7 protein-coding genes are annotated in these 6231 nt (G+C 49.4%); 3 read left to right on the plus strand and 4 right to left on the minus strand.

The features are described 5' to 3' along the window. Window position 1: 1 nt before the first annotated feature. Window positions 2–457, minus strand: coding sequence for a peroxiredoxin (locus tag Q4A84_RS09000; protein WP_303088593.1), 456 nt, complete (start codon window positions 455–457; stop codon window positions 2–4). Between the two features lie 220 nt (window positions 458–677). Between Q4A84_RS09000 and Q4A84_RS09005 the strand changes: the two genes are divergently transcribed. Then, window positions 678–1952 carry a NupC/NupG family nucleoside CNT transporter gene (locus tag Q4A84_RS09005; RefSeq protein ID WP_303088602.1) on the plus strand — a complete coding sequence of 425 codons (1275 nt, stop codon included), beginning with the start codon at window positions 678–680 and terminating at the stop codon, window positions 1950–1952. Window positions 1953–1987: 35 nt separating this feature from the next. Further along, complete coding sequence (hemF, locus tag Q4A84_RS09010) at window positions 1988–2902, plus strand: oxygen-dependent coproporphyrinogen oxidase (protein ID WP_303088594.1); 915 nt, start codon at window positions 1988–1990, stop codon at window positions 2900–2902. Between the two features lie 121 nt (window positions 2903–3023). On the opposite strand, the gene Q4A84_RS09015 is transcribed toward hemF, so the two are convergent. The 3 genes from Q4A84_RS09015 to Q4A84_RS09025 form a co-directional block, all read right to left on the minus strand. Next, the gene (locus Q4A84_RS09015; protein WP_303088595.1) at window positions 3024–3845 is read right to left on the minus strand and encodes a basic amino acid ABC transporter substrate-binding protein; all 822 of its coding nucleotides are present in this window, start codon (window positions 3843–3845) and stop codon (window positions 3024–3026) included. 82 nt (window positions 3846–3927) lie between these two features. Further along, window positions 3928–4665, minus strand: a complete 738-nt coding sequence (ubiE, locus tag Q4A84_RS09020) for a bifunctional demethylmenaquinone methyltransferase/2-methoxy-6-polyprenyl-1,4-benzoquinol methylase UbiE (protein WP_303088596.1) — start codon at window positions 4663–4665, stop codon at window positions 3928–3930. Window positions 4666–4710: 45 nt separating this feature from the next. Continuing rightward, a complete protein-coding gene (locus tag Q4A84_RS09025) occupies window positions 4711–5133 on the minus strand; it encodes a DUF971 domain-containing protein (RefSeq protein ID WP_303088597.1) in 423 nt (140 codons plus the stop codon). 129 nt (window positions 5134–5262) lie between these two features. On the opposite strand from Q4A84_RS09025, the gene nadE reads away from it, so the two are divergent. Then, window positions 5263–6057, plus strand: a complete 795-nt coding sequence (nadE, locus tag Q4A84_RS09030) for an NAD(+) synthase (RefSeq protein ID WP_303088598.1) — start codon at window positions 5263–5265, stop codon at window positions 6055–6057. The last annotated feature ends 174 nt before the right edge of the window (window positions 6058–6231 follow it).

A 6231-nucleotide genomic window follows, 5' to 3' on the forward strand; every position in this document is an offset into this window, starting at 1 on the left:
CTTATCCGTTGGATTCGGGTTGTTGGCTTAATGCTTCCAATACTGCCTGCGCATGGTTGGCCACTTTGACTTTGCGCCATTCATGGGTGATTTCGCCTTGCCGGTTTAAAACGAACGTGCTGCGTTCGATGCCGAGCGATTCTTTGCCGTAGAGCTTTTTCAGTTTGATAACGTCAAACATTTTGCATACGGTTTCGTCTTGGTCGCTTAATAATTCAAATTGAAAACCTTGTTTGGTGCAGAAATTTTGATGCGATTTGACACTGTCGCGCGAGATGCCGACCACGGTGTAGCCGAGTGCTTCAAACTGGCTTAACCGTGCGTTGAAATCGATGCCTTCGGTGGTGCAGCCTTGCGTGTTGTCTTTCGGGTAAAAATAAACAATCAGCGGCAGATGCTCGTCGGAAATAAAATCGCGGCCGGTATTGGAAGGAAGGGTAAAACGGTATTGCGACATGATTGGCGTTTCTTTTATCGGGTTTCAGACAGGCTTTATCTTACGGGATTGTCGCTCGAATGCCAATCGGTTTGCCGGGTAGACTGAGGGTTGCGAACAAGTCGGGCGATGTTTGGGGCATGACGTTGATATGCGGTGTTTTTTTAGCTGATTATCATAATGTGCTTTATCCACTATATAATGCCTGTCTGAAAATATTTTTTAGGGGTGGGCTTTTATGATAAGCGTGTTAAACAGTTTGCTGGGTATGGCGGTTTTGCTGGCGGTGGCAGTGCTGCTTTCTTCCAACCGGCGGGCCATCAGGTTGCGTACGGTTGCGGGGGCGTTTCTATTGCAGGTGGCTTTGGGCGCGCTGGTGCTGTATGTGCCGTGGGGGCGCCGCCTGTTAATCGGCGTGTCAGACGGGGTGGGCAAAGTCATTTCTTATGGTAATGAAGGCGTGTCGTTTCTGTTTGGCGGCATGGTGTCGGACAAAATGTTTGAAGTGTTCGGCGGAGGCGGCTTTGTGTTTGCTTTCCGCGTGTTGCCGATGATTGTGTTTTTCGCTTCGCTGGTGGCGGTGCTTTATCATTTGGGTGTGATGCAGATATTGATTAAGCTGATCGGTGGGTTTCTGCATAAAGTGTTGGGCACTTCAAAAGCGGAGTCGATGTCGGCAGCGGCCAATATTTTTGTGGGGCAGACCGAAGCACCGCTGGTGGTGCGCCCTTATATCAAAAGCATGACGGAATCGGAATTGTTTGCGGTGATGAGCGGCGGCCTGGCTTCGGTGGCAGGCACGATTCTGGGCGGTTATGTCAGCATGGGGGTGCCGCTGCCTTACTTGATTGCCGCTTCGTTTATGGCCGCACCGGGCGGTTTGCTGTTTGCCAAACTTCTGGTGCCGGAAACCGAAACCGTGCGCACTGAAGTGGAGCCGGATAGCGCGGATGACGAGAAACCCGTTAATGTGATCGATGCGGCGGCGGGCGGTGCGATTACCGGGGCGCAAATTGCGATGTGCGTGGGTGCGTCATTACTGGCTTTTGTGGCGCTGATTGCGATGATTAACGGTATTATCGGCGGCGTGGCGGGCTGGTTCGGCCACGGCGATTTAACGTTGCAGGCGATTCTGGGCTGGCTGTTTGCGCCGCTGGCGTGGGTTATCGGCGTGCCTTGGAGTGAAGCGGGCATCGCTGGTTCGCTCATCGGTCAGAAAGTGGTCATTAATGAATTTGTGGCTTATTCGGAATTCGTGCAATATTTGAAGCCCGGCTCTGCCGTGAAACTTGATGAAACGACTCAGGCGATTATTTCTTTTGCTTTGTGCGGCTTCGCTAATCTGGGGTCGGTGGCGATTTTGGTTGGCGGTTTGGGCATTATGGCGCCAAACCGCCGCAAAGACGTGGCAAGGCTGGGGTTGAAAGCAGTAGTGGCTGGCTCGTTATCCAATCTGATGAGCGCGGTGATTGCCGGTTTGTTTATCGGGCTGTCGGGCGCCGCACTGGTGGCCTGATGCCTGTCTGAAAAAAAACATTCGGAAAGTAAATTATGTATATAGAACAAGTATTAAAGGTGTTGAAAACGTTGCAAAACCAAATATGCTCGGCGCTGGAAGGGGAAGACGGTAAAGCCGTATTTGTCGCCGATGCATGGCAAAGCCGTTTGGGTACGGGCGAGAGCCGCGTGTTGAAAAACGGTGCCGTATTTGAGCAGGCGGGTGTGAATTTTTCCCATGTGAAGGGAGACGCAATGCCCGCATCAGCCACCGCACACCGCCCTGAGCTGGCCGGCGCACCGTTTGAAGCGACAGGCGTTTCGCTGGTGATTCATCCTCATAATTCTTATGTGCCTACCAGCCACGCCAATGTGCGCTTTTTTATTGCTTATCCCGAAGGGCGTGATCCGGTATGGTGGTTTGGCGGAGGTTTCGATCTGACGCCGTTTTATCCTTTTGAAGCGGATATTTTGCATTGGCATACCGTTGCGCGTGATGTATGCGCGCCGTTCGGAGATGACGTGTATGCGACTTATAAAAAATGGTGCGATGACTATTTTTATCTGAAGCATAGAGGCGAAACCCGCGGAGTGGGCGGGCTTTTCTTTGACGATCTGAATCGTTGGGATTTTGAAACCTGCCTTGATTTTATCCGAGCGGTAGGAGAAGGCTACATAGCGGCTTATCAGCCAATCGTGGCGGCACGTAAAAATACCGAATACGGCGAACGTGAACGCAGCTTCCAGCTTTACCGTCGCGGCCGTTATGTGGAGTTTAATCTGGTGTGGGACAGAGGCACGCTGTTTGGTCTGCAAAGCGGCGGGCGTACTGAGAGTATTCTGATGTCGATGCCGCCGCTGGTGCGTTTTGAATATGCTTACGAACCGGAAACGGGCTCTGCGGAAGCGCGCTTGAATGAATTTCTGCAGCCGAGAGATTGGTTGTCTGAATTGGTGGATGCGAGATAAGTTTTATGGGAGTGTGATTTAACTTGAGAACAGTATTCCGCCTGTTTTTCGTTCTTTAACGGTTTAATGCCTGTCTGAAAACATTCAGACAGGCATTAAACATAAAGCGGGCAACTAAGATTTATTTAGTGGCAGATGCGGCTTCGGATGCGGCTTTTTCAGGAGCATCTTTCTTAAACCATTTGCTTTCAATCTGAGCATAGGTGCCGTCTGCCTTGATTGCGGCCAAGCCTTTGTTGATTTTTTCACGCAGGCCGTCATCGCGGCCTTTTTTGAGGGCAAAGCCATATTGTTCTTTCGGGAATTTGGGGTCGATGAACATATGGTAGTTTTTGCCCGGATTGTTGGAAACGAAGTTTTGTACAACGGCGTTATCGCCTACGGTTGCATCAACGCCGCCTGCTTCCAATTCTTTAAACGCCAGCGGCATGGTTTCGAAACGCTTGATGTTGGCGCTGTCTTTGCCTTGCAAATCTTGCAGGATAAGGTCGGCGGTGGTGCCGGTTTGTACCGAAGCACTGCGATTTTTCAGGTCTTTAAAGCTTTTGATATCGCTGCCTTTTTCGGCAGTAACAATCATTTGGGTCGCTTCGAAATAGGGGTCGGTGAAGTCGACTTGTTTTTTACGTTCGTCGGTAATGGTGATGCTGGCCAGAGCCACATCGCTATCGCCTTTGTCGACGTTGGCAAAAATGCCTTCAAACGGCGTGTTTACAAATTCAAAGTGTACGCCTTCTTTTTCACCGGCGGCTTTAAGAATATCGTGCGAAAAGCCGACAACTTGGTTGTTTTCCAAATATTCAAGCGGGGCGTAGGAAGCATCGGTCGCAACGATATAGGTTTTCTGGCCGTCGTTGGCTGCATCTTGGTTGCCGCCTTTGGAGCAGGCACCGAGCATCAGGGCGGAGGTTACGGCGGCTAAGAGTGTGATTCTTTTTAACATAATTCTCTTTCGTTTTCGTTATTCAGATAATCTTTATCATGAGGCCTGTCTGAAAATGTTCAGGCAGGCTTTGTAAGCCGGATCAGAATTTAATGCCTTTATGCAGGGCAACGATGCCTGCGCTCAGGTTATGGTAATCGACGCTGTCAAATCCTGCATCGAGCATCATTTGTTTAAGGGTTTCCTGATCGGGGTGCATGCGGATGGATTCGGCAAGATATTGGTAGCTGTCGGCATCTTTGGCAATCATTTTGCCCATTAGCGGCAGCAGCTTGAAAGAATATAAATCGTATGCCGGCGAGAGGGGTTTGTAGACTTTCGAAAATTCCAATACCAAAAGCGTACCGCCGGGTTTGAGCACGCGGTGCATTTCTTTGAGTGCGGCGTCTTTATGCGTCATGTTGCGCAGGCCGAATGCAACGGAAACCAAATTGAAATAATTGTTGGGAAACGGTAGTTTTTCCGCGTCGGCCAGCGACACAGGCAGAATCAAGCCTTCGTTAAGCAGGCGGTCGCGCCCGACCGTAAGCATGGATGAATTAATATCGGTTAGCCATACTTCGCCTTCTTTGCCAACCCTTTTGGCCCAGCCACGCGATAAATCGCCGGTGCCGCCAGCAATATCCAACACTTTATCGCCTTTTTTCAGATGGGCAGTGTTGATAGTGAAATGCTTCCATACGCGGTGCAAACCTCCCGACATGACATCATTCATGATGTCGTAGTTTTTTGCTACCGAATGGAAGACTTCGGCCACTTTTCCCGCTTTTTCGTTTTCATCGACGGTCTGGTAACCAAAATGGGTTTTGTGGTCGCTCATATTTTGCTTTCTGGTAATAATCCGAAATCTGTTTTAAATACTGGCTCAGTGGTGGCGGCAACCGCCGCCGCAAGAATGAGTATGCTCATGCGAAGCGGTTTGGCTGCTGGCAGAGGGAATCCTTGATGCGTTTGCTGCAGCCATGCGGCGTAAGTAATCGGCCCACATTGTATCGTATTCGTGCGCCAGTTGATACAGGTAATCCCAATCATAAAGGCCGCTGTTGTGCCCGTCGCTGAAAGTGATTTTCAGAGCGTATTGGCCAACCGGCTCAAGGCCGGATATGGTTACGTTGATTTTGCCTGTCTGCAAAACTTCCTGGCCGGGCGAATGGCCGCGCACTTCGGCGCTGGGCGAATAAACCCTTAGGTATTCGGCCGGCAGAATTTGTGTTTCATTGCCATAAACCAGAATCAGCGCGTTTTTGCCTTTTTGCAATCGGATTTCTTCAGGAAGAGGATGTTTCATAACGGGCTTTCTTTCTTTTGGCTGCTATTATAAAGTTGAACCCTCTGAGTCTGAAAGAATTTTATTTTCAGGCAGGCTTATAGGCGTTAAGATTAGCAATTCCCAACCTTTAGATTAAAAAGGAATATCATGAAAGAACAGGCTGTTATCCAGTATATAACCGATTGGCTTTCCGATTATGCAGCCCGTGCCGGCGTTAAAGGATTTGTTGTAGGCGTATCGGGCGGCATTGATTCGGCAGTGGTTTCTACGTTGGCGGCACGTACCGGACTGGACGTGTTGTTGTTGGAGATGCCGATACGACAAAAAGCCGATCAAATCAATCGTGCACAAGAACATATTGCCAATTTGCAAAACCGATTTGCCAACGTGCGTGCGCAACGAGTGGATTTAACGCCTGCTTTCGAAGCATTCGAGCAAACAGTAACTGTAAGCGAAGCCGATTATCCAGCCCGCAACCTGGCTTTGGCCAACAGCCGTTCCCGCTTGCGCATGCTGACGCTTTATTATTACGGCCAGATTAACCAATTGTTGGTTACGGGTACGGGTAATAAGGTGGAAGATTTCGGCGTTGGTTTTTTCACTAAATACGGGGATGGCGGTGTTGATATCAGCCCAATTGCCGATTTGCTTAAAACCCAAGTATACAAATTGGCGGCGTCGCTTGAGGTTGCAGAATCCATCAGGCAGGCCGTGCCGACCGACGGTTTGTGGGATACCGATCGCACGGATGAAGAACAAATGGGAGCAAGCTACCCCGAGCTGGAGTGGGCGATGAGCGTTTATGATACGAAAAAGCCGGAAGACTTCGCCGGGCGCGAGCGGGAAGTGTTGGAAATTTATAGCCGCTTGCATCGAGCGATGAAGCATAAAATAGATCCCATCCCAGTTTGTCGCATTCCGCAAGAATTGTTGTCGGCATGACTATGATGTTTTGTTGTTTGGTAAATTAAGCAATTTTTTATATCAAACTTTTTTGATAAAATAATGATGCCTATCTGAAAACGGTTGAGTAAGCTGATTTTTTAGGTGGGCATCATTATTTTAGGGGCTGTCCTAGATAACTAGGGAAATTCAAATTTAAGTTAGAATTATCCC

The sequence above is a fragment of the Neisseria sp. genome (genome assembly GCF_030527965.1).
Taxonomy (GTDB): Bacteria; Pseudomonadota; Gammaproteobacteria; order Burkholderiales; family Neisseriaceae; genus Neisseria.

Bases quoted from the DNA above. Each gene is read 5' to 3' on its own strand.
- Q4A84_RS09025 (WP_303088597.1), bottom strand. From the start codon at position 5,133: ATGAAACATCCTCTTCCTGAAGAAATCCGATTGCAAAAAGGCAAAAAC.
- ubiE (WP_303088596.1), bottom strand. From the start codon at position 4,665: ATGAGCGACCACAAAACCCATTTTGGTTACCAGACCGTCGATGAAAAC.
- Q4A84_RS09000 (WP_303088593.1), bottom strand. From the start codon at position 457: ATGTCGCAATACCGTTTTACCCTTCCTTCCAATACCGGCCGCGATTTT.
- nadE (WP_303088598.1), top strand. From the start codon at position 5,263: ATGAAAGAACAGGCTGTTATCCAGTATATAACCGATTGGCTTTCCGAT.
- Q4A84_RS09015 (WP_303088595.1), bottom strand. From the start codon at position 3,845: ATGTTAAAAAGAATCACACTCTTAGCCGCCGTAACCTCCGCCCTGATG.
- hemF (WP_303088594.1), top strand. From the start codon at position 1,988: ATGTATATAGAACAAGTATTAAAGGTGTTGAAAACGTTGCAAAACCAA.